General features: G+C 58.2%; 22 protein-coding genes and 1 riboswitch. Of the genes, 10 read left to right on the top strand and 12 right to left on the bottom strand.

Translation table 11 applies throughout. From position 1 onward, the window contains the following. Positions 1-24: 24 nt before the first annotated feature. Positions 25-1,032, top strand: a complete 1,008-nt coding sequence (locus ACP15L_RS17230) for a DUF2125 domain-containing protein (RefSeq protein WP_425085118.1) — start codon at positions 25-27, stop codon at positions 1,030-1,032. Here the strand turns inward: ACP15L_RS17230 and ACP15L_RS17225 are convergent. The 4 genes from ACP15L_RS17225 to ACP15L_RS17210 form a co-directional block, all read right to left on the bottom strand. Continuing rightward, positions 1,029-1,877, bottom strand: a complete 849-nt coding sequence (locus tag ACP15L_RS17225) for an extensin family protein (protein WP_425085117.1) — start codon at positions 1,875-1,877, stop codon at positions 1,029-1,031. The two genes, ACP15L_RS17230 and ACP15L_RS17225, sit on opposite strands and share 4 nt — an antisense overlap. After that, entirely contained in the window at positions 1,874-2,794 is a 921-nt protein-coding gene (locus tag ACP15L_RS17220) for a prephenate/arogenate dehydrogenase family protein (RefSeq protein WP_425085116.1), read from the bottom strand. The genes ACP15L_RS17225 and ACP15L_RS17220 overlap by 4 nt, the downstream gene beginning before the upstream one ends. Beyond that, a complete protein-coding gene (gene hisC, locus ACP15L_RS17215) occupies positions 2,791-3,876 on the bottom strand; it encodes a histidinol-phosphate transaminase (protein ID WP_425085115.1) in 1,086 nt (361 codons plus the stop codon). Before hisC ends, ACP15L_RS17220 begins: the two co-directional genes overlap by 4 nt. A 64-nt stretch (positions 3,877-3,940) precedes the next feature. Next, positions 3,941-5,356, bottom strand: coding sequence for an aminotransferase class V-fold PLP-dependent enzyme (locus tag ACP15L_RS17210; RefSeq protein WP_425085114.1), 1,416 nt, complete (start codon positions 5,354-5,356; stop codon positions 3,941-3,943). Between the two features lie 102 nt (positions 5,357-5,458). On the opposite strand from ACP15L_RS17210, the gene ACP15L_RS17205 reads away from it, so the two are divergent. Next, complete coding sequence (locus tag ACP15L_RS17205) at positions 5,459-5,920, top strand: Lrp/AsnC family transcriptional regulator (RefSeq protein ID WP_170706509.1); 462 nt, start codon at positions 5,459-5,461, stop codon at positions 5,918-5,920. A 2-nt stretch (positions 5,921-5,922) separates the two neighbouring features. Here ACP15L_RS17205 and ACP15L_RS17200 read toward each other — a convergent pair whose 3' ends face one another. Next, positions 5,923-6,747 carry an SDR family oxidoreductase gene (locus ACP15L_RS17200; RefSeq protein ID WP_425085113.1) on the bottom strand — a complete coding sequence of 275 codons (825 nt, stop codon included), beginning with the start codon at positions 6,745-6,747 and terminating at the stop codon, positions 5,923-5,925. Positions 6,748-6,908: 161 nt separating this feature from the next. Here ACP15L_RS17200 and ACP15L_RS17195 point away from each other — a divergent pair, with 161 nt between their 5' ends. Further along, complete coding sequence (locus ACP15L_RS17195) at positions 6,909-7,796, top strand: AraC family transcriptional regulator (protein ID WP_425085112.1); 888 nt, start codon at positions 6,909-6,911, stop codon at positions 7,794-7,796. A gap of 57 nt (positions 7,797-7,853) precedes the next feature. Here ACP15L_RS17195 and rpsD read toward each other — a convergent pair whose 3' ends face one another. The 7 genes from rpsD to ACP15L_RS17160 all read right to left on the bottom strand — a co-directional run bounded on the left by rpsD (position 7,854) and on the right by ACP15L_RS17160 (position 15,078). After that, positions 7,854-8,474: a 30S ribosomal protein S4 gene (gene rpsD / locus ACP15L_RS17190; RefSeq protein ID WP_170722356.1), complete on the bottom strand. Its 621-nt coding sequence runs from the start codon at positions 8,472-8,474 to the stop codon at positions 7,854-7,856. 306 nt (positions 8,475-8,780) lie between these two features. Beyond that, positions 8,781-9,248 (bottom strand): hypothetical protein, encoded by a 468-nt coding sequence (locus ACP15L_RS17185; RefSeq protein WP_425085111.1) that lies wholly within the window; start codon positions 9,246-9,248, stop codon positions 8,781-8,783. A 261-nt stretch (positions 9,249-9,509) separates the two neighbouring features. Next, positions 9,510-10,589 carry a 2Fe-2S iron-sulfur cluster-binding protein gene (locus tag ACP15L_RS17180; RefSeq protein WP_425085110.1) on the bottom strand — a complete coding sequence of 360 codons (1,080 nt, stop codon included), beginning with the start codon at positions 10,587-10,589 and terminating at the stop codon, positions 9,510-9,512. Between the two features lie 5 nt (positions 10,590-10,594). Next, on the bottom strand, positions 10,595-11,866 hold the full coding sequence (locus ACP15L_RS17175; RefSeq protein WP_425085109.1) for an aromatic ring-hydroxylating oxygenase subunit alpha: 1,272 nt from the start codon (positions 11,864-11,866) through the stop codon (positions 10,595-10,597). Positions 11,867-11,930: 64 nt separating this feature from the next. Continuing rightward, positions 11,931-12,134: riboswitch (cobalamin riboswitch) on the bottom strand. Between the two features lie 119 nt (positions 12,135-12,253). Next, on the bottom strand, positions 12,254-12,775 hold the full coding sequence (locus ACP15L_RS17170; protein WP_425085108.1) for a GNAT family N-acetyltransferase: 522 nt from the start codon (positions 12,773-12,775) through the stop codon (positions 12,254-12,256). Between the two features lie 114 nt (positions 12,776-12,889). Further along, positions 12,890-14,200 carry a glutamine synthetase gene (locus ACP15L_RS17165; protein WP_425085189.1) on the bottom strand — a complete coding sequence of 437 codons (1,311 nt, stop codon included), beginning with the start codon at positions 14,198-14,200 and terminating at the stop codon, positions 12,890-12,892. Further along, positions 14,200-15,078, bottom strand: a complete 879-nt coding sequence (locus ACP15L_RS17160; RefSeq protein WP_425085107.1) for a MurR/RpiR family transcriptional regulator — start codon at positions 15,076-15,078, stop codon at positions 14,200-14,202. The genes ACP15L_RS17165 and ACP15L_RS17160 overlap by 1 nt, the downstream gene beginning before the upstream one ends. A gap of 68 nt (positions 15,079-15,146) precedes the next feature. On the opposite strand from ACP15L_RS17160, the gene ACP15L_RS17155 reads away from it, so the two are divergent. Genes ACP15L_RS17155 through ACP15L_RS17125 form a run of 7 tightly spaced genes read left to right on the top strand, consistent with a single transcriptional unit; the run spans position 15,147 to position 21,113 of the window. Next, positions 15,147-15,920 (top strand): N-formylglutamate amidohydrolase, encoded by a 774-nt coding sequence (locus tag ACP15L_RS17155; RefSeq protein ID WP_425085106.1) that lies wholly within the window; start codon positions 15,147-15,149, stop codon positions 15,918-15,920. Next, positions 15,917-16,558, top strand: a complete 642-nt coding sequence (locus tag ACP15L_RS17150; RefSeq protein WP_170643163.1) for an isochorismatase family cysteine hydrolase — start codon at positions 15,917-15,919, stop codon at positions 16,556-16,558. The genes ACP15L_RS17155 and ACP15L_RS17150 overlap by 4 nt, the downstream gene beginning before the upstream one ends. Further along, the gene (locus ACP15L_RS17145; RefSeq protein WP_425085105.1) at positions 16,551-17,261 is read left to right on the top strand and encodes an ABC transporter ATP-binding protein; all 711 of its coding nucleotides are present in this window, start codon (positions 16,551-16,553) and stop codon (positions 17,259-17,261) included. Before ACP15L_RS17150 ends, ACP15L_RS17145 begins: the two co-directional genes overlap by 8 nt. Before the next feature lie 29 nt (positions 17,262-17,290). After that, positions 17,291-18,445, top strand: a complete 1,155-nt coding sequence (locus tag ACP15L_RS17140) for an ABC transporter substrate-binding protein (protein WP_170680310.1) — start codon at positions 17,291-17,293, stop codon at positions 18,443-18,445. A 40-nt stretch (positions 18,446-18,485) separates the two neighbouring features. Further along, positions 18,486-19,190 (top strand): ABC transporter ATP-binding protein, encoded by a 705-nt coding sequence (locus ACP15L_RS17135; protein ID WP_425085104.1) that lies wholly within the window; start codon positions 18,486-18,488, stop codon positions 19,188-19,190. Position 19,191: 1 nt separating this feature from the next. Next, entirely contained in the window at positions 19,192-20,088 is an 897-nt protein-coding gene (locus tag ACP15L_RS17130) for a branched-chain amino acid ABC transporter permease (protein WP_170492416.1), read from the top strand. Continuing rightward, a complete protein-coding gene (locus tag ACP15L_RS17125) occupies positions 20,085-21,113 on the top strand; it encodes a branched-chain amino acid ABC transporter permease (protein WP_425085103.1) in 1,029 nt (342 codons plus the stop codon). Before ACP15L_RS17130 ends, ACP15L_RS17125 begins: the two co-directional genes overlap by 4 nt. Positions 21,114-21,115 lie beyond the last annotated feature (2 nt).

The raw sequence follows: 21,115 nt of genomic DNA, 5'->3' as shown, positions 1-21,115 counted from the left end.
AATCCAAGGCAGGAAAAAGGGCCAATGCTCATGCGCCGTCTGATACGAGTGTTCATTTTTATCGCCATCGCATGGAGTGCCTATTGGTTCATCGCGGGCTATGGTCTGCGCAATGCGATCACCAGCTGGTTCGATGCCCAGCAGGCGCGCGGCTGGCAAGCCGAATTCTCAGGCGTTGAAACGGCGGGCTACCCGACACATCACACCACCCGCTTAAACAACCCGGCGCTGGCCGATCCAGTCAACGGCACCGCCTGGAGCGCCGATTGGATCGAGTTTCAAAGCCCCGCAATCTGGCCCGGTCGTCAAACCCTCAGCTTTGCCGATACGCCTCAGCGCCTATCCTATTTCGACCAGACCGCGACGATCGAGGCCAAGGCTTTGCAAGCCGAGTTGGAACTGCAACCCGGTGTCGCATTGGTGCTTGAGAAGATGGCACTGACGGCTGGCCCTTGGCTGATCAGCGAAGAGAATGAGGCGCTGGCGGGCGGTGGTACCCTCAGCGTCATCATGGAGCAAACCACTGCGCCCGAAGCCTATGCCGTCACGGCACAAATTGACGGGTTCACCCCCGGTGAAGACTTGCGTGCGCTGATGCAATCGGCGACCTCGCTCCCCCAGCGGTTCGAGACGTTGCAGTTGGATATGCTGACCACGTTCGACAAGCCTTGGGACCGGAGCGCGCTAGAGGACAGCCGCCCTCAGCCCGTCACCATCGACCTGAATCTGGCCGAGGTCAAATGGGGCGAGTTGCGACTGTTTGCCGCCGGTGAGTTGGATATAGACTCGCAGGGCATCCCAACCGGAGAGATTGCGATCAAGGCCGAGAATTGGCGTGACATGATCGCAATGGCAAATGCAGCCGGTGCCCTGCCCGATCAAGCCGTTGACCCGGTGACCCGCGCGCTCAATTTTCTGGCCGGACTGGGCGGCAACCCGAACGCGCTGGACCTGCAGTTGAATTTCCGCGACGGGTTCGTGGCTCTGGGGCCGCTCCCTCTTGGCCCTGCCCCACGTCTGATCCTGCGCTAGCGGCAGTAGGAGCCCTTGCGATACCGCGCCGTATCCAGATGAAAATGGTCCCGATGATACCTGTCTGAATTGGGTCCCAACACGGTGCCAAACGGCCCGCAAGCCCCGCGCCATATCTTCTTGAGCTGCTTTTGCGAGGGGTTCTTGCGCCAGCCTTTCAGGACGGTTACGACCTCTCCATCCGCCATGACAAAGCCTGAAATGTCGATGGCACGGCCCTTGCCATGCTCTGACACACGCGCGCCTTTCTGGTTGTTGCGCGTCCGGCAGGCATAGTGCGCGGCAACCTGCAGCTGGACCACAGGACCACGACGCTTGAACGTGGGCTTGACGGTTTTGTCGACCCATTTGTTCAACGCGATGGCCGTGCCGCAATCCATCGTAGAAGCCCGGCTCAGCGTCACTCCCGAGACCGAGGTGATCTGCACCGCATCCTTGACTCCGCAAGCCTTGGTTTTGCTGGAGACACGTCCGACAGGCTTGCCTTGGATCGCGATATCACCGCAGACCGACCCCTTGCGCAGCTTGCGCTTTTTGAACAGCACCTCCTGCTCCAATGACTTGGGTCTGAGGTAGGGCATCAAAGAGGTATCAGGCCCCAGCAGCGGCAAATCTGCTGGGCGCGCTGCTACAGCGATCAACTGAGGCGACTCGGGCCGTGTTTCGGGGCGCAGGTTCGGGATGGTCAGAGGCGTTGCGGCCCGGCTGGAGATCGCGACGATGCCAGCAGTTTCGACTGCTGCGCTGGGGCGCGCAATTGGATACAGCGATTGCTCGGGTGCGGTGGCTTGGGTGGATGTGGCCCAAAGCGCGGCCACAAACGCGTATCGCAAAATCTGTTTCATGACCCTGCCTTTCCCCGTCCAAAGTCCGGCGCGTCGGTATCCTGACCCGCATCAATAATCCCACGCCGGATCGCGCGGGTGCGGGTGAAATAGTCGAACAGATGCTCTCCGTCTCCGGTGCGGATCGCACGTTGCAGGGCGAACAGCTCTTCCGTGAAACGGCCCAGAATCTCAAGTGTCGCGTCCTTGTTGGTCAGGAACACGTCGCGCCACATGGTTGGGTCCGAGGCCGCAATGCGGGTGAAATCCCGAAAGCCCGCAGCCGAGTACTTGATGACTTCGCTATCGGTCACACGGCGCAGGTCATCGGCAACACCGACCATCGTATAGGCAATCAGGTGCGGCGCATGAGAGGTCACGGCCAGAACAAGATCATGGTGATCTGCATCCATCTCATCTACATTGGCCCCCATGCCTTCCCACAAAGCCCGCAACTGGGCTATGGCCTCGGGGTCGGATCCCTCGACCGGCACCAGCAAACACCAGCGATTGTCATATAGCTCGGCGAACCCGGCCTCAGGCCCCGAATGTTCGGTCCCGGCCAAAGGGTGCGCCGGGATGAAATGGACGCCTTCGGGGATATGGGGTGATACGGCTTCGATCACGCTGCGCTTGACCGAGCCGACATCCGTCACCGTTGCCCCCGGCTTCAGCATATGGGCGATATCCTGTGCGACCGCGCCCATCGCGCCAACCGGAACGCAGAGGACGACCAGATCCGCGCCCTCGACCGCCTCTTGCGCGGTGTCGCAAACCCGGTCACACAAACCGATCCTGCGGGCTGTGTCGCGGGTGGCTTCAGAGCGGGCATAGCCGGTGACTTCGCCAGCCAGACCTGCGCGCTTGATGGCCCAGAACATGGATGAGGCGATCAGACCCAACCCGATCAGCGCAACACGGTCGTAAATCTGGCTCATGCTACGCCCTCTTTGAATGCGGTGATGGCTGCGACGACACGGCGGCAGGCTTCCTCATCGCCCACGGTGATCCGCAGCGCGTTTGGCAGGTTGTAGCCCGCAACGCGCCGCACAATCAAACCCTGCGACTTGAGGTAGTCATCGCAAGCCTCAGCCTCGGCCTGATCGGCAAAGCGCGCGAGGATGAAGTTGGTGAAAGACGGGTCAGACGGGACGTCGATCTTGGCCAACTCATCCGACAACCATGTCCGCAGGCGCGCGTTTTCAGCCTGACAGAAGGACAGGAATTCGACATCGTTGACGGCCGCTTCTGCCGCAGCCAGCGCGGTCAAAGACAGGTTGAACGGTTGGCGCACCCGGTTCAGTACGTCGATGATCGACTGATGCGCATACCCCCAGCCCACGCGCATTCCGCCCAGCCCATAAACCTTTGAAAAGGTCCGGGTCATGATCACGTTCTCATGGGCATCGACCAGAGACGCACCGCCATCGAACCCGTCTACAAACTCGGCATAGGCCCCGTCGATAACCATCAGGCAGCTATCCGGCAGACCTTGCGCCAAACGCTCCAGTTCCTGTTGCGAGATCATGGTTGAGGTCGGATTGCCGGGGTTGGTGACAAACACGATCCGCGTCTGCGCTGTTATGGCTGCTAAAATGGCATCCACATCGACCTTGCGCTCGCGCTCGGCCACCATGACCGGCGTGGCCCCCGCCATCCGTGCAATGATCGGATACATGGAAAACCCATGTTCCGTATAAACCACCTCATCCCCCGGCCCTGCATAAGCCTGAGCGATGAATTGCAGCACTTCGTCACTGCCCACACCGCATATGATCCGCGCCGGGTCCAGACCGTGACGCGCGCCCACCGCATTGCGCAGGCTGGCGTGGTCGGTGCTGGGATAGCGATGCAAGGTGGCGGCGCTGTCGCGCACCGCCTCAATCGCTTTGGGGCTAGGGCCAAACGGGTTTTCGTTGGAGCTCAGCTTGATCACATGCTCAACACCCGCCACATGCGACTGGCCGCCTTGATACAGCGCAATGTCCATAATGCCGGGTTGAGGGGTAATCTTGGTCATGAGAGGCTCCGTTTATTGGGCCTCTCATACCTGTCTCAACGCTTTCAGAAAAGCAGCAATTCCATCATGCGGCTTTGAAGCGCGCAGTCGCCGGGTCGGCATTGTAGAACGGTGCGAATTCTTCGGTCCGACGGGACAGGTCGTTGACGCTGTCGATGATGAACTGGACCGTTTCCTCGCGCATCAGATACGAGAAGTTCAGACGCACCCATCCGGGCTTTTTCATCTCCTCACCCGCGGACAGAGCGGCGTGCAATTCCTCTGACGCGGCACGATCTATGCCCAGAAGCCGATGCGCGTATGGGCCGGCACAGGCGCATCCTCCGCGCGCCTGGATGCCGTATATGTCGCTGAGCATCCGCGTGAACAGTTGCTGATGCACCGGTTGCCCTGCGTTGTCGCGCACGAGGAAGGAAAAGATCGGCAGGCGATGCGCGTTTTCCACCCCAAGCAAGGTCAGGTTCGGATTGTCCTTCCATCCCTCCAGCGCCATTTGGTTAAATTGCGCCTCGCGTCGGGCGATCTCGTCCGTTCCGACGACATCCTTAACGATGAAGGCAAGTGCCGCGCGGATATCACCGATCACATTAGGCGTTCCCGCCTCCTCTCGCGTTGACAGGATTTCGCTATAGTCGTGACGCCAAGGCGAGACGAAACTCACCGTCCCTCCGCCCGGCCAGCTGGGACAACGACGCTGGACAACACTCTGGTTCACGACCAGTACGCCCGACGCCCCCGGCCCTCCCGGAAACTTGTGCGGAGACACCACGATCGCATCTTTGCGCGCATCCGCAGGCCCCATGTCCATCGGCAGGTAAGGCCCGCCCCCGGCATAGTCCCAAACGGCCAAAGCCCCATACGATTTGAGCAAACGCGTCACCGGATCGGGATCGGTGATGATCCCCGTCACATTGGATGCGGCCGAAAATGACCCGATCAACAGATCCGCATCAGCGTGCGTGTCCAACGCCTCCTGCAGCGCGCGCAGATCAACGCCCCCTTCCGCCGCTTCCGGAATCTCAACCACCAGAGCCTTGCTCTCGCGCCATGGCAAGATGTTCGAGTGATGCTCATAAGGACCGATTAGGACAACCGGTTGATCAGCTTCCGCCACCCCGAGCAGACTGACCAACCGGTTGAGCCCCGCCGTGGCACCGGACCCGGTAAAGATCACCGCATCTTCTCCCCTCGCGCCAACAAGGCGGGCTATCTCATCGCGCGCTTCGCGACGCAGACGGGTCATGTAAGACCCGCAGAAGGAGGCCTCGGTGTGGCTGTTGGCATAAAATGGCAACACGTGATCGGCCACAAAGTCTTCGACCTGTCGCAACGCGCGACCCGAAGCAACGTAATCCGCATAGACAAGCGGCACGTCCCCCTGCAGACCCGGGATCAGAACATTCTCTCCGATCAGTCCGTCGCGCAGGTGGAAATTGTGAGTGGTGGAACAGAGATCCGCACGAAATTTGGACAGGGTCATAGCATTGGCTCCTTACTGTAAGTCCAATGTGATCCATCCGAACTGTGAAAACATTATCGTTCTTTGCGTAGAAATCACAAGTTTTGTGTCATATGATTAGATATGAGCCAAAATTTAGATCAAATAGACACTCACATCCTGAGAGAGCTTCAAAAAGACGCCACCCTTTCGCAGCGCGAGCTGGCCGATCGGGTCGGGTTGTCCCAGAACGCGTGTTGGCGCAGGTTGAAAGCGCTGAATGAAAACGGGGTTCTGATCGGGTCAACTGCGCGCATCGCGCGCGAGACTTTGGGGCTGAACCTCGTGGTCTTCGTTATGCTGCGCACCCGGCATCATTCAGCCGAGTGGCTGCAGGCGTTTCGCCGCCATGTTCTGACCATTCCCGAGGTTGTGGATTTCCATCGGATCGGCGGTGACTATGACTATCAACTGAAAGTCGTGACCCAGGATATGACCTCATACGACAAGGTCTACCAACGCCTGATCGAAAAGGTCGAGCTGGACAGCGTGACCTCCTACTTCGCGATGGAAGCGATCGCCGAAGGGCGACCACTTCCGATCTGAACTTAGGCCAAACCAAGCGTCGCCTTCATGCCGCCGATAAAAGTTGCGTCGTCCAGAGCCTTGCGATTGTCGAGGTATTCAACGGCATCTTCGCCGGCCCGATAGCGCAAAGTGTCAGTGTCGTCCGTCACCGCGGTCAAAATGACACCGGCGACAACACTTGGCGGCGACGTTCGCGCTGCCATTTCTTCCGAGCCCCACGTGCTGAACAAAGCCTGCACGACAGGTTGATACTCGGCCATGCTCTCGTCATTGACGAAATCAAACGAGCGGCCACCAAAATCGGTGGCAATCAGACCAGGCTCGACAATCTTGACCTTGATACCAGCCGCAGCAAGCTCGTAGTGCAGCGACTCTGACAGGCCTTCAACCGCGAATTTTGTGCCATGATAGAGCGTTCCAAGGGGGAAGGTAATTTGCCCGCCAATGGAAGAGATATTGACGATGCAGCCGGAACCATTTGCGCGCATATGCGGCAGAACGGCTTTTGTCACAGCCAACAACCCGATCACATTGGTATCGAATTGCCGCCGGATACGCTCCATCGGGAAAGCTTCGAGCGGGCCGTACGCGCCGTATCCCGCGTTGTTCAAAAGAACGTCAATCTGACCAAAGCGTTCAATCCCCTCGGCAACGGCGGCCGCAATTGAACCCTCGTCGGTGACGTCAAGACGTGTGACCAGAACACTCTCAAGTTGCGTCAACTCGGCTTCCTTGCTGGGGTTGCGCATTGTGGCAATGACGTTCCAGCCCTGCCTATGAAACAGCTCAGCCGTAACTCTGCCAATACCAGATGAAGCGCCAGTTATGAGGATAGTCTGTGCCATGGTAATTCTCCGCAATTGTTAGCCTGACCACTAGATAGGTTAGAAAACTGCGATACGCCTGCCGAATTCTCCTCATTATCTGCCTAATTCTCTGACCGTCAGGATTCTGGCTAGCACTGACCTCTTGCGCAAAATATGCTGAATGAGGCAGTGAGGATACCATGACACAACATGATTTAGTTGAAAAAATCTGCGAAGCTGTGGGCGGACAGGCAGAAGATGCTGCTTTCTACCCCACTGCACTGGACGGTCTTGGCCTGCTTCATGATGTCAAAACGAAATCAATCGAAGCACAGGTGTATGAACCGATTGTCTGCCTAGTTCTACAGGGGAAGAAAGAAACACGTATCGGCGATCGCCTTGTTCACTTCGGAGCAGGCGACTCTCTGATCGTCAGCCATTCCCTTCCGGTTTTGGCCGCCGTCACCGAAGCAAGTCGAGAAAAGCCCTATGTCGGTCTCGTATTCTCGTTGGACTTGTCCATCTTACGCGGCCTCTACGACTCTGTCGGTTCAGAGCCTGCTGAAATCGAAACAGCCCAAAGCCTTGCTGCATCAAAAGCCTCGCCCGATCTGATTGACGCTATGGCTCGCCTGTTTCACGCCGGTCAAAACCCTACGGATGCAAAAATCCTCGCGCCGATGATCAGCCGTGAAATCCACTACCGACTCCTGCAAGCAGATCACGGTGGCATGCTGCGGCAAATGCTTTGGCGCGATAGCGCCGCCAGCCGTATCGCGCGCGCAATAGACATCATCCGCTCAGATTTTCGAACAGCCCTGCCCGTCTGCGATCTGGCACAAAGCGCTGGCATGAGCGTTTCTGCCTTTCACGCCCATTTCAAAACGGTAACAGCCACCTCACCACTGCGGTACCAAAAAGACCTCAGGCTGCTGGAAGCCCGCAGGCTTTTGTCGCACGGTTCGCTCAGTGTGTCGCAGGCGGCCTTTGAGGTTGGCTATGAAAGCCCGACACAGTTCAGTCGTGAATACTCGCGCAAATTCGGAGTGCCACCTCGTCAGGACATCGGGTCAAAATGCATAGCTTAGAAACTAAAAAGGCCGCGCTGAAAGCGCGGCCTTTGTAATCTCGAGTGGCAGCGAAGATTAGTTCTTCGCGTAGAATTCGACGACCAGGTTCGGTTCCATCATGACCGGGTAAGGCACATCGCTCAGGCCCGGTGCGCGTACGAAGGTCGCGGTCATTTTCGAGTGGTCCGCGTCGATGTAGTCAGGAACATCACGCTCGGCCAGAGCAACAGCTTCCAGAACAACGGCCAGTTGCTTGGACTTGTCACGTACTTCAACTACGTCGCCTTCTTTGACACGGTAGGACGGGATGTTGACCCGCTTGCCGTTCACTTTGACGTGGCCGTGGTTCACGAACTGACGTGCAGCAAAGACGGTCGGTACGAACTTGGCGCGGTAGACAACGGCGTCCAGACGGCGCTCCAGCAGACCGATCAGGTTTTCACCGGTGTCGCCTTTTACACGCTCAGCTTCGGCGTAGATGCGACGGAATTGCTTCTCAGTCAGGTCGCCATAGTAGCCTTTCAGCTTCTGCTTGGCGCGCAGCTGCAGACCGAAGTCCGACAGTTTGCCCTTGCGGCGCTGGCCGTGCTGGCCGGGGCCATATTCACGACGGTTGACCGGGGATTTCGGACGACCCCAGATGTTTTCGCCCATCCGGCGGTCGATTTTGTACTTGGCAGACGTGCGTTTGGTCACGGCTGATCTCCTTTAAAGTGGCATTTCAGCTTGATCCGAAAACCGGTTCCCACTTTTCGGGCCGAAATAGCGTCTCCGCTCGGACCGGCAGTTCCAGTTCAGACCAGGCGTGGTGCCGGGTTATAAAGGGCGTTGTCCTCTTGAGGTTTCCCCCATGACAGGCATCCCCTTGCGGGGGCCACCAACACCAATGAAGCCGCGCTTATATCTGCAGAACTGTCAGAGTCAACACGTCCCGACGGCCCTGCTCAAATTTCTTGAAGGGTTTTTAGGCCAGCGGGTTCAACGCCAGCCAGGTAACCAAACCTATGAAAAGTAACCCGGCGCGGATTTTCCTGGAAAGGCCACCACCTTTGCGGTTGGCTGCGGTACACTCCGCAGGTCGGCACCGGCATGTGTTACTTCGCTGATCCAGAAATCCTGATCCCGAGGCGGACAGCCAGTGTTGAACACCAGAGTCGGCCATTGTTCGTCATCTGCTACGATCAAATCTGCCGCAAAGCGTTGCGCCCCATTGGTCAATGTAACCGAACCGTAATACTCTCCCGAGACCTCTTGCGGGGCCGAGAACGCGTCGCGGGTGCGCACAGCAGTCGCACCCATATGTCCCAGTTGTTCAAGATTTTGCTCTGCCACTTCGCCCAACACCAGCGCCTGACCTCGCCAGGACCATGCGGACCCGACCGCCAAAAAGGCCAAAGGCGCCGCCTCAAGCCCATCAAGCTCAGTTTGATTCCATGAAATGGCTACACGACCGTTATATCCGGCTCTCATATACCTGCTCGCACTTATCAACACCCCACCCAGTACTCAACCCGCTTTATCAGGGGAGATTCCGGCGGAAAAGAGACAGAATTTGAGCAATCACGTGAATGTTGCCGAATAGAATCAACTATCCGCGAACAAACCTGTGCCACCCAAGCTTCCAGACGCGTGTATAGGCGCGGTAAGTGTATGAAATAAAATATAATAATTGAAAATCTGAAACCGCAGGCGGCCGTAGCCGCTCTGCAGTTTCAGCTTGAGACTTCCCACCTACACCTCAACTTCAACCTTGCCGATCGGGTTCGAACAGCACGCCAGGATGTAACCTGCCGCGATGTCATCCTCGGAGATACCGCCGTTGTGGACCATGTGAACCTCTCCCGAGGTCTTTTTGACCTTGCAGGTACCGCAAACGCCAAAAGTACATCCCGAGGCAATGTTCAATCCAACCGCACGTGCAGCGGCCAGAATCGTATCCGTCTCGGCAACTTTGGCGGTTACACCCGAGGTCGCAAACACGATTTCTGCGGCGCTGTCATCGTCGGGGATGACATCGTCCAGATCGGGCTGATCTGCTTCGGTCTCAACCGGGGCTCCAAAGCTTTCCTGATGATAGTTGTCCATATCAAAGCCAAGACCCGCCAGAGCGTCACGGACAGCCTGCATGAACGGCTCGGGACCGCAGCAATAGACCTCACGGTCCAGATAGTCTGGAGCCATCAGGCCCAGCATCAGCTGGTTGAACTGACCCTGGTAGCCGGTCCAGGGGCTGTAGCGGTCAGCTTCCTCCACAACAAACTTCAAATCCAAACCCGGCGTCCGACTTGCCATCTGCTCCAACCGTTGGCGGAAGATGATCTCGGACGGACGTTTGGCGCAGTTGATGAACACGACATCCAAATCGCGGCCTTCGTCCCACATGCAGGTCGTCATCGACATCATAGGCGTGATGCCCGACCCCGCCGAGATGAACAGATACTTGGGCGCTGCGCTTTCAGCATTGGTGAACAGACCGGCTGGGCCAATCGCCCGCACCCGCATACCCGGTTGCAGATTGTCCAGCATCCAGCGAGTACCAATGCTGTCCGGTTGCGCCTTGGCCGTAATCGTGATGGATCGCGGACGCGACGGGGAAGACGAGATCGTGTAGGTCCGATGCACAACGCCACCCGGCTGCCCCGGCGCCGGAATCTCGAGCGTCAGGAACTGACCGGGATGGTAGGCAAACAAGGCGCCTGAAGGGGCGCGGAAGGTAAAGCTGGCGGTGTTTGGCGTCTCGGGCACGACCGAGACGCATTCCAGCGTCTCATCATCCTGCCAGATCGAGGCAACAGCGTTCAGATCTTTCATCTCTGTCACTCCGCCGCCATCGTGTCATGTGCAAGGTGACGCGCCAAAGCGCCGCAATACCAATCGGTGAATTGCAGAACACCGGATTCCTGGATCCCCGAATACGGCCCCGGCACATAGGCGGGGCTGTTGATGCCCATCTGGTTGTCTTCGACCACGCGGCGATCTTCGTCATTGGTGGCCATCCAGACCTCGGTCAGGCGCTTGACGTCAAAGTCGACCCCTTCGACGGCATCCTTGTTGACCAGCCATTTCGTGGTGACTTCGGTCTCGGTCGGGCTGACCGGAGTGACGCGGAAGACAATCGAGTGATCGGCCAGGAAGTGGTTCCATGTGCTGGGATAGTGGAACTTCAGCAACGTCCCGGCATCGGCAAAGGGCGCGCGGCCAAGAAAGCGACGCACTGCGGATTTGCCGTCCAGAGTATAGCTTTCTGCCCCTTCCTTCAGCGGCATCCGCGCCAGACGGTATTGCCCGTCATCATGCAGATAGAACTGCGACGGCATCCCTGCAGCCTCGCACCGGTCGAAGTGAGTTTGCATGAAGGCCGGGGTTTCGCCCCCTTCGATACCGGTTACCGAGGGATCATCAGGGAAGGTCCTGCACAGCGAGGGGTGGTTGCCGCCACAGTGATAGCACTCGCGGTTGTTTTCCCAGACCAGCTTCCAGTTGCCCTTTTCGATGATCGTGCATTCAAAGGCGACCCTGGCGTTGTTCAGATCATGCGGCTCCAGATAGGGGCGTGCTCTATTGGCGAAGGTGTCGAATTCGGGGGCTTCATCTGCAAGACAGATATAGACCAGCCCGGCCAGTTCACGGCAGTGAACGGTTTTCAGCCCCTGTTGTTTGGGGTCGAAATCAGGCCCCATATCTCGTGCCCATAGCAGTGAGCCATCAAGCTCATAGGTCCACTGGTGATAGGGACAGACCAGTTTGGGCGAGTTGCCCTTGGCCGCCTTGCAGATGATCGACCCGCGATGGCGGCAGGTGTTGTGGAAGGCCCGGATCTGGTCGTCCGCGCCGCGCACGATGATCACGCGGTATGCGCCTACAGTGTAGGTCACATAGTCGCCTGTTTTCACCAGCTCACATGCCGGAATAGCAAATAGCCAGTCGCGGTAATGGATGGCCTCAAGATCGGCCTGAAAGACATCTGGATCGGTATAGAACGCCTGTTCAAGGGCATAGGCCGGGTTTCGACGCGCCAACAGGCTTTGAACGTTGCTCACTTCTGGCTCTCCTGCCGCGCCCTGCGGCTCAGCTTGGGCAGATGACATCAGAGACCAGTCCGGAGCCGTGCGAGGATCACGTCCGAAACTTGTGCCCCCACCGCCACCCGCGGTTTGACATATATGCAAGGCTGGTTTCCGGACTTGAAAGGGGCTTGCGCCCGGTTTCGACACCTTCCCGGGATCCTCCTCCCAGTGGTCACCTGTCGAACCTGACCTTCCTTACCGTTGCGGGGGCAGCGCCGGAATTGCACCGGCTTCCCAATTCTCTGCCGCCTGAGAATCAAACAGCAGCACCTCACACGTGCAACCTACTCGGGGATGGATTCGTGACTGAAAGCCTTGCGACATTTCCAGAAACAAAACAGACATGGCCCGCAGAAATGGAGACCTGAAACAGGGCTGTATTTTGAGGCAAGGACAAGAAAACCGAATTCACCCGTGTTGCGATGTGTCCCACAAATACGAGTGCATAAAGGGCGCAACCGCAAGTGTTTTGCCCGCCAGCTTTTCAACCGATCCTGCGGTGAGCTCAAGCGCCATCCATGCCTCTGGGATCGTCAGAAGGTTCGGATATGGCGTCTCTTTGTCGGTCGGGACAAACCCGAACAAGGGGTAGAATGTCGGCACGCCCAACACGAAGACAGCGTCTGTTCCAATGGACCTCAAGTGGTCGATGCTGGTCTCCATCATCTCTCTGCCAACACCGCGGCCTTGATGCTCGGGCGAGACACCGCAGGGCGCCAGAAGATAGCATTTAACGTCCGGGTGATCCTGGAAGACAAACGGGGTGAACATGACATTGCCCGCGATCTGCCCGTCACGCCTCACACTGATCGAAATCGTTTCCGGATGCTCAAGGAGATCTTCGGCGAGTTGAGCGATTTCTTCACCTTCCGCTTCGCCAAAAGCCAGTCTATGCAAATTCAAGATGGCATCGGTTTCTGAACGGTTCATGATCCATCCCTATCCTGAGCTTAACAGCCTGCGCCGCGTCATACGGCGCGAGACTACCAGACCGACGCCCCAGAGGTTGCATTCGACGAGCTTCCGCAAGACCAGCCGCTCAGGTCAATATGTTTCTTCGTACAATCGGCAGCGTGCGTCTGTGTCCAGATGTGCGGTTGTCGCGATCTCGGATTGTTTGTGGGCTTGGTATAGCTCGGCGAAGCCTTCGGGGAACCAGCCGGTCACAACCGGGTTGGAAACGAACCGGTCGAGCGCATCTTCCAAAGTCTGAGGCAAGCGCACCAGCCCCCTTTGGTTCAGTTCTTCGACGTCCAACAGCGAAAGATCTTCCTCGGTTGGAATGGGCGCGGGTAGCCCCTCTGCGATCCCTTGTGTCCCAGCCATGACAACCGCCGCAAGTGCCAGATGAGGCGAAGCTGCAGCATCCGCCGCACGGTATTCGATGTTGAACTGCCCGGCGATTGAGGCTGGGTCTTTTGCGGTGACCGGACAAATCCGCAAGGAAGCCTCGCGGTCGCGGAAACCCAGATTGTTGAAAGCCGCAGACCAACGATGCGGTGTCAGGCGTTCATACGAGATCACCGAAGGCGCAGTCAGGGCCAGGATCGCATCCAGATATTTCAATACTCCAGCAGCGAAGGCACTCGTCAGATCCGACATGCCGCAGGGCCCATCTTCGGCGTAGGTCAACGGCGCGCCATGATCATCCACAAAGCTCATATGGATATGGACCCCATTCCCAACGCTCGCGACATCACGAATAGGGGTATAGGTCGCCCGCTCGCCATAGGCCTGTGCAGTCGCATAGGTCAGTTCGCGTACCATGATGGCCGCGTCCGCTGCGCGTACCCCCAGTTCAGGACCGATGACGACCTCATATTGGTTTGGCCCATATTCCTTCATGATCGAATCCGGCTTCAAACCGACCTGACAAATCGCGTTGATCAAGGTCTCGCACAGATCACGCTGCAGGCCAAAGCCCCGGTGACCATAGGCTTCGTTGGCCTGGCTTGGCGGATCTTTCAGCTGGAACTCATGCTCGAACGCAGCCAGCAAATTTGCTCCTGAGACCTTGTGCAGCCGCTCCAGCGCCGCCCTCAACAAACTGCGCGTGCAGAAGTCCCACGGGTCTCCGTCAAGCGTGACGATGTCGCCCATAAGAAAATGCAGACCAGTTTCTTCGCCGAACTCGACTTTTGTCTCGGCCGTGGCGTCCGGGATCAGAAGAAGATCGCCCAGCGCACCAAACGGGCTTTCGGCAATTCCGTCAAAGCAGTTGATCTGAACATTCGTTGGTGTCCACCCGACCCCGCGCTGCAACCGCTTGTTCAGTTGATCCGCCGGAAAGGCCTTGCCCCGTAATTTACCGGCAAGGTCAGAGGTGGCGACAAACATCAAGGGGGTTTTGGGCATCATGGGTTGGGGTCCTGATTGTGGGATCGCATGGCGTCCCAGGCTTCGATGCGGGATTTCGTCTGGTCCCAGTTGTCTTCGGCGATACGCGTCACCAGCGCCTCGGTCACGGCAAGGGCCGCTGTATACGTGTCCCAGAGCGTGCCGCTTTCGATCGGAACTGGCAAGATTTCTGCCGCATGGCGGGATATGGGAGACAGCCATTTGTCTGTCATGAGGACAACGCGAACCCCTCGGTCCTGCGCGGCAGTCGCGGCCAATCGCGCCAGCGCGGGTTGGTAGCGGCGAAAATCGACGAGAAACAGGATATCCGCAGGCTTCATCCGCAGCAGGTATTCCGGCCAGACCTCATTGTTGGCCGGAAGATGATACACGCCGCTGCGGGTTTGGCGCAGGTGAAAGGACAAATGCTGCGCGATGGTGTCACTGATCCGACCGCCCAAGATATAGACATCGCTTTTAGGCTGGCTCAGTACCGAGCATATGCGCTGAAACTGCGCCTCGGTGATGCCTTCTGCCGACAGCGCCATCTGGGACGAGGCGCGCGCGATGAAATCACGTAAGAACCCTCCATCAACACTGCGCCCTTCGCCGTGCAGATCGGTGGGCGAGCGTTGGCCTTCTTTCAATTCCGACAAGAGAGCACGTTGGAATTCCTGATAACCGCCCAGTCCGATCTTGGTGACAAACCGAGAGATCGACGGGGCCGATACCTCGGCCCGGCGCGCGAGTTCCTGAATCGTGACCAGACCCGCATAGGGGTAATCGCTGAGCAAGGCAGCGGCCAGCTTGCGCTCGCTCGCGGTCATGTGTTCCGCCTTCGCTTCAATTCTCTGCCTAACCAGCAAGCGGCACCTCCTAATTTGAATGGATCGCATGGAATAAAAATTTCAGTCAATCTATTTTTCATTGACTCTGAAAAAACTTGTTCTCTAACGTGGACCACATGAATACATCAACCGCAACCCAAGAATTGCTGGTCGCCGGGGATCCCGCCCCGGTGGAATGGGTGAATCGTGACAGTGATGCAAAGATCGCGCTGCTCTGCGAACACGCCGGGCGCGCGATCCCGCAAAAGCTCGGTGATCTTGGTGTCTCGGAAGAGGTGCAGGCCAGCCATCGCGGTTGGGACATTGGGGCCGAGGCCGTGGCCCGGCAATTGGCTGACCGGCTACGGGCCCCTTTGATCTTGCAGCGCTATTCCCGGCTTGTGATTGATTGCAACCGCCCAATCGAAGCCCCGGATTCAATTCCGCCAAACAGCTTTGGAGAGCAGATCCCAGCCAATCTGAACTTGACCGTTGCGGATCGCAAGGCGCGTCAGCGTGAGATCATGGCCCCTCTGAACGCAGCCATTGAACATATGCTGGACCGGGCACCGCGCGTGCTTGCCGTGTCGATCCATTCCTTCGCCGCACAGGTCGATGGTGAGGCGCGGCCTTGGCACGCCGGATTTCTGACCCGCGTTGACCCGACCACGGGGCAGGCCGCGATCGACCATATCTCGGCCCTACGTCCCGATCTGCACATGACGTTGAACCAGCCCTATCAGATCGACAGTGAAAGCGACTGGTTCATACCGCATTTCGCCGAACCGCGCGGACTGGCACATTCGCTGGTCGAGATCCGCAATGACCTGATCCGCGATACAAAAGGCGTCGAAGATTGGGCGCAGCTTCTCGCCGAAGCCTTTACCCGGATATTGGAGACCAAGACGTGAGTTTGACCCGAAATGTTCCACTTATCCCATCGCAATCCGCGCTGTTGTTCATTGACGTGCAGAACTATTCGGCACACCGGGAAGGAGCCGAATTCAAAGAACTGCCTGAGGCCGAATTCAATGAGGAATACGGCTGGTTTTTCGATCAGCTGGACAACCGCGTGATCCCGAACATGCAGGCCATACAGGCCGCCTGCCGCACTGCCGGCGTCGAGGTCATGTACACCAATATCGAAAGCCTGACGCTCGACGGGCGGGACCGGTCACTGGACTACAAGATAACGGGTTTTCATGTTCCCAAGGGCAGCTGGGACGGAAAGGTCATTGACCAGATCGCGCCCCAAGGCGATGAGATCGTGCTGCCGAAGACGTCCTCTTCGGTGTTTGTGTCCACGCATGTTGACTACATCCTGCGCAACCTTGGCGTTCGCCAAGTTGTTTTGTCCGGTCTTTTGACGGATCAATGCGTCGAAAGCGCCATCCGTGACGCGTGTGATCTGGGCTACCTTGTCACTCAGGTCGAAGATGCCTGCCTGACTCATACGCAGGACCGGCACGACAATTCTCTGCGCGCGATCAAAGGCTATTGCCGACAGGTCACCACAAAAGAACTGGTCGAGGAATTGGCCGGTGCTTGATCTGAACGGCATCACCAAGACCTTTGGCGGGGTCCACGCCGTTGAGGATGTGACCATGTCCGTCGCACCGGGCGAGGTACGCGGCCTGATCGGTCCCAATGGCGCAGGCAAGACGACGCTGGTCAACCTGATCTCTGGCCTGCTGACCCACTCAGCAGGAAGTCTGTCGCTGGACGGCGAGCCGCTGGACAATCTACGCGCCCACGAACGCGCGGCGCGCGGTGTGGCGCGGACGTTTCAGAACCTGCGGGTCTTTCCAAGCCTCAGCGTCGCGCAAAACATCGACATCGCCCGCTATTCCGGCCGCGGCGCCGAAATCGTCGACGCCGCGATCCCCGAGTTCGGCCTGTCGGACAAGCTCAACCAAAACGCTGGGTCGTTGGCATATGGGCAGCTTCGGCGGTTGGAGATCGTTCGCGCGCTGGCCCTGAACCCGCGTGTCCTGATGCTGGACGAACCCGCCGCGGGGATGAACGAACAGGAAACGGACACTCTGGGCCGGTCACTGACATGGGTGCGGACACATTCGGACTGCGCGATTTTGGTGATCGACCACGATCTTAAATTCATCATGTCGCTCTGCGACAAGATCACTGTTTTGAACATGGGTGCCATCATTGCCCAAGGCGCACCCGAAGAAATAACCAAGAACCAAGAGGTTATCGACGCTTATCTTGGCGAGACCGATGAACGTGCCGCGTGACGCAGGCGGCTTTCAACAGGAGAACAAGTATGAAGAAGTTGACCCTTACGACTCTGACCGCCATGAGCCTCGCCCTACCCGCGGTCGCTGAAGATACGATCAAGATCGGACTGGGCGTGCCGATGACAGGTGATCTGGCCATCTATTCCGAATACCTGGGCGCGCGCTGTATGGCCGATATGATCAACGCCGACGGTGGTGCTGGCGGCAAGAAGATCGAAGTCCTGGTTCAGGATTCCGCAGGCGACACGCAGGCGGCCATCTCGTTGGCGCAGAAGTTCCTGGACGAAGGGGTTGTGATGCTGGGCACCACGCCGTTCTCGGACACGATGATCCCGGTAGCTCAGATCGCGCAACCTTATGGCGTTTCCATCTTCCAGCCGCAATCCACGCAAGTCGAGATGCACGCGGGCATTGTGGACAATTTCTTTACCGGTGTCTCACCCGATCCATTCACGGCAACGGCAGCTGCCAACCACGCGCTTAGCGAAGGGGTCAAGAATGTGGTTCTGCTGACGTCGGACGAAGGCGGGTCGTGGTCTGCCCGCACCCCGCTGTGGTTCGGTCAAGTGATCGAAGAGGGCGGCGGCAAGGTGCTGGCGAAGATGAACTTCAGCTTTGGCACATCGGACTGGTCACCTCAGATCGCTGACATGAAAGCACTGGGTGAAGAGATCGACGCCGTTTATATTTCGTCGATCATGCCCGATATCGGTGTGCTGGTCCGACAGCTGCGCAGCGCCGGTATCGACGCCTGGGTGGTCGGCTCGGACGGGTTTGACGATCCTTCCCTGGACGCCGTCGCGGCTGATGATCCCGCAATCCTCGACAAGGTGTTCTTTGCCACGCTGGCTCCCAGCCATGACGAAAGCGCCGTGGTCAAGTTCATGGCGGACTGCAAAGAGTTGGGCCACGATGTGCCCGGCCTGTTCCCAGCCACCGGTGCCGACACGGTCAAGGCCGTTGCCTGGGCGGTCGAAACCTCAGGCAGCAGCGACCCGGCGGTGATTGCGGAGACGATCCGCACAGCCGACTCGATCCCGGTCCTGACAGTCGACAGCATTTCGTTCAAAGATACGAAAACCTATGCCCAGCGCACGATCCCTGTGATCGGCTACAAAGATGGCAAGCGGGTTCTGATCTCGAACGAAATTCCCGAAAACACACCGAAAGACTGGAACTGAGCCAAAAGACGGGGGCGGTTCGAGCCCCCGTTTCAATCCCATGCTGAATGTTGAAAACCTGATAGTTTCTCACGGCCCGATTGAGGCCGTGCACGGCATCTCTTTCGCCGTGGAGAAGGGCCGCTGCGTGTCCTTGCTGGGACCCAATGGCGCGGGCAAGACTTCGACCATCTCCGCGCTGATGGGGGTGGTTAAGTCTTCGGGCCGGATCACTTTTGACAGGGCCGATATCTCGGCCCTGCCTGTGGAAGCCCGCGTGCAGGCGGGTATGTCCGTGGCGCCCGAAGGACGGCGGATCTTCTCGAATCTGAGCGTCGAGGAAAACCTGGTTCTGGGCGGTGCCACGCGTTCTGACCGCACGGCCAAGGAGGCCGACATCGCCCACTGGCTTGAGACCTTTCCAATCCTTGGCGAACGCAGGGATCAACCGGCGGGAACCCTTTCAGGCGGAGAGCAGCAGATGCTCGCCATCTCCCGGGCCTTGATGACTCGACCCAAGATTCTGTTGCTGGACGAACCCAGTCTAGGTCTGGCCCCCAAGATCGTGAGCCAGGTTTTCCAGATGATCGAACAGCTGAAAGCGCGGGGAATGACGATCCTGCTGGTTGAACAGAACGCAACGCAGGCGCTGCGCCTGTCGGACTACGCCTACCTTCTAAATAATGGGCGGATCATGGTTGAGGGCACCAAGGAAACACTGGGCCAAAGCAGCGCGCTTATGGCGGAACTGACGGGGATCGCCTGACATGGAATACGTGGCCCAGCAGATGATGAACGCGCTCGCCTTTGGTGCGGAATATGCGCTGATTGCACTCGGCCTGGCGATTGTCTTTTCGATCATGGGGCTGGTGAACTTTGCCCATGGTGAGGTGATCGCAGTTGGCGGCTACACGATGGTGGCCTTTGCCGCACTGGCGCTGAACAACCCCTTCATCGTGATAGGCGGAGCGATCGCCGCTGCGATCCTGATGTCCCTTCTGCTTGAACGCGTGGCGTTCCGACCCGTGCGATACGCGGACCCGACAACCGGTCTGCTGACCGCCTTTGGTGTCTCAATCATTCTGCAAAACGTGTTTCTGCTTGCGGTCTCACCACGCCCCGTGGCCGTGACATCGTTGTATTTCCTCGACTGGCCCGTGCAGCTTTTGGGCGTTCAGGTATCTTCACTTCAGGTGTTCGAGGCGGTGACGACGGTGCTGGTGATCGTCGGACTGATGCTGTTTCTCAAACGCACAACACTGGGTCTGGCCATGCGCGCGGCCTCGCTGGATTTTGAGATGGTCCGTATGGTCGGCGTCAAATCCAACAGGGTGTTTGCGGTGGCCTTCATGGTGTCGGGCCTGCTGGCCGGGCTAGCCTGTATCTTCATCATGGCGCGGCGCGGATCGGTCGATCCTCATCTGGGGTTCAACCCGGTCCTCAAGGCCTTCGTTGCCTGTGTCGTCGGAGGGTTTGGCAGCCTGCCCGGAGCCGTACTGGGCGGCTTCCTACTCGGCGCGATTGAGGTCGCCATGCTAGTCCTTCTGCCGCAGGAATATGGCGGCATGAAAGATGCCTTTGTCTTTGGAATCATAGCCCTCGTTCTGGTCTGGAGGCCGGATGGCATCCTGTCGCCCCCGACCGAGAAGGGGGACAAAATATGATCCTGAATCCCAGTCAGAAACGCGGGTTGGTGGGTGCTGCGATCCTGGCCGCCGTATTGATCGCGATTGGGCTGATCGTGACTTATTTCGGCTCTCGCTATCAGCTTCGGCTGGTCTACAGCGCCTACGTGAACCTACTGGTTGTTCTGGCCATGCAGGTATTCATGGGCAATGCGCGCCTGACCAACCTCAGCCACAGTGCCTTCATGGGGATCGGCGCCTATGTGGCCGCGATCTGCGTGACACCGGTGACTGTCAAATCCATCTCTCTTCCGGATGCGCCTTGGGGGTTGAATGCCTTCTCGCTGGATCCGGTCAGTTCGGCGCTGCTTGCCATTGTGATCACCGCTGTTCTGGCCCTGATCGTCGGGTTGTTCGTAGTGCGCCTGACAGGGTCTGGCGTGACCATCTTTTCCCTTGCCGTCCTGGTCATCGTGCATTCTGTATTCCTGTACCGCACCGACATTTTCAAAGGGAACCAGGCGTTTTTCGGCATTCCGCAGGTCTTTTCACTGACGTCTATCGTGATCTTGTCCGTGTTCGTCGTGTTCATCGTGCGCCTGTTTCGCGAAAGCCGCTGGGGCATCCAACTACGCGCCTGCGCCGATGATGAGGTCGGAGCCGCCGCAATGGGCGTGAATATTTGCCGGTTACGCCTGATTGCCTGGGTCCTGTCGGCCATCCTGCTTGCGGTCGCCGGGATTGCCTACGCGTATTTCCTTGGCACGATCAGCGCACGGCCCTTCTATTTCAACCACGTCTTTCTAACACTCGCCATGCTGATCCTTGGGGGAATGCGGACGGTCACAGGCGCGGTTCTAGGCACGCTTTTGATCTCGTTCGGGTTGGAATGCGTGCGATGGCTGGAAACCGGCCCGGTCTTGCTGGGCATCGACCTGCCCGAAGTGCTCGGCTTGTCGGGTATTGCACTGGGAACGGTCATTGTACTGACGATGGCCCTGCGTCCTGGAGGGATCATGGGTGATCAAGAAATCGAAGACCTGGTTCTGAAAAAACAGGAGTAAGT

Source organism: Ruegeria profundi (genome assembly GCF_049800715.1).
Lineage (GTDB): Bacteria > Pseudomonadota > Alphaproteobacteria > Rhodobacterales > Rhodobacteraceae > Ruegeria > Ruegeria profundi_A.
This window is presented reverse-complemented; position numbering and strand designations above follow the sequence as displayed.

Coding starts and splice junctions, on each gene's coding strand:
- ACP15L_RS17230 (WP_425085118.1), top strand. CDS start 25: ATGCTCATGCGCCGTCTGATACGAGTGTTCATTTTTATCGCCATCGCA.
- ACP15L_RS17225 (WP_425085117.1), bottom strand. CDS start 1,877: ATGAAACAGATTTTGCGATACGCGTTTGTGGCCGCGCTTTGGGCCACA.
- ACP15L_RS17220 (WP_425085116.1), bottom strand. CDS start 2,794: ATGAGCCAGATTTACGACCGTGTTGCGCTGATCGGGTTGGGTCTGATC.
- hisC (WP_425085115.1), bottom strand. CDS start 3,876: ATGACCAAGATTACCCCTCAACCCGGCATTATGGACATTGCGCTGTAT.
- ACP15L_RS17210 (WP_425085114.1), bottom strand. CDS start 5,356: ATGACCCTGTCCAAATTTCGTGCGGATCTCTGTTCCACCACTCACAAT.
- ACP15L_RS17205 (WP_170706509.1), top strand. CDS start 5,459: ATGAGCCAAAATTTAGATCAAATAGACACTCACATCCTGAGAGAGCTT.
- ACP15L_RS17200 (WP_425085113.1), bottom strand. CDS start 6,747: ATGGCACAGACTATCCTCATAACTGGCGCTTCATCTGGTATTGGCAGA.
- ACP15L_RS17195 (WP_425085112.1), top strand. CDS start 6,909: ATGACACAACATGATTTAGTTGAAAAAATCTGCGAAGCTGTGGGCGGA.
- ACP15L_RS17185 (WP_425085111.1), bottom strand. CDS start 9,248: ATGAGAGCCGGATATAACGGTCGTGTAGCCATTTCATGGAATCAAACT.
- ACP15L_RS17180 (WP_425085110.1), bottom strand. CDS start 10,589: ATGAAAGATCTGAACGCTGTTGCCTCGATCTGGCAGGATGATGAGACG.
- ACP15L_RS17175 (WP_425085109.1), bottom strand. CDS start 11,866: ATGTCATCTGCCCAAGCTGAGCCGCAGGGCGCGGCAGGAGAGCCAGAA.
- ACP15L_RS17170 (WP_425085108.1), bottom strand. CDS start 12,775: ATGAACCGTTCAGAAACCGATGCCATCTTGAATTTGCATAGACTGGCT.
- ACP15L_RS17165 (WP_425085189.1), bottom strand. CDS start 14,200: ATGCCCAAAACCCCCTTGATGTTTGTCGCCACCTCTGACCTTGCCGGT.
- ACP15L_RS17160 (WP_425085107.1), bottom strand. CDS start 15,078: ATGCGATCCATTCAAATTAGGAGGTGCCGCTTGCTGGTTAGGCAGAGA.
- ACP15L_RS17155 (WP_425085106.1), top strand. CDS start 15,147: ATGAATACATCAACCGCAACCCAAGAATTGCTGGTCGCCGGGGATCCC.
- ACP15L_RS17140 (WP_170680310.1), top strand. CDS start 17,291: ATGAAGAAGTTGACCCTTACGACTCTGACCGCCATGAGCCTCGCCCTA.
- ACP15L_RS17135 (WP_425085104.1), top strand. CDS start 18,486: ATGCTGAATGTTGAAAACCTGATAGTTTCTCACGGCCCGATTGAGGCC.
- ACP15L_RS17130 (WP_170492416.1), top strand. CDS start 19,192: ATGGAATACGTGGCCCAGCAGATGATGAACGCGCTCGCCTTTGGTGCG.
- ACP15L_RS17125 (WP_425085103.1), top strand. CDS start 20,085: ATGATCCTGAATCCCAGTCAGAAACGCGGGTTGGTGGGTGCTGCGATC.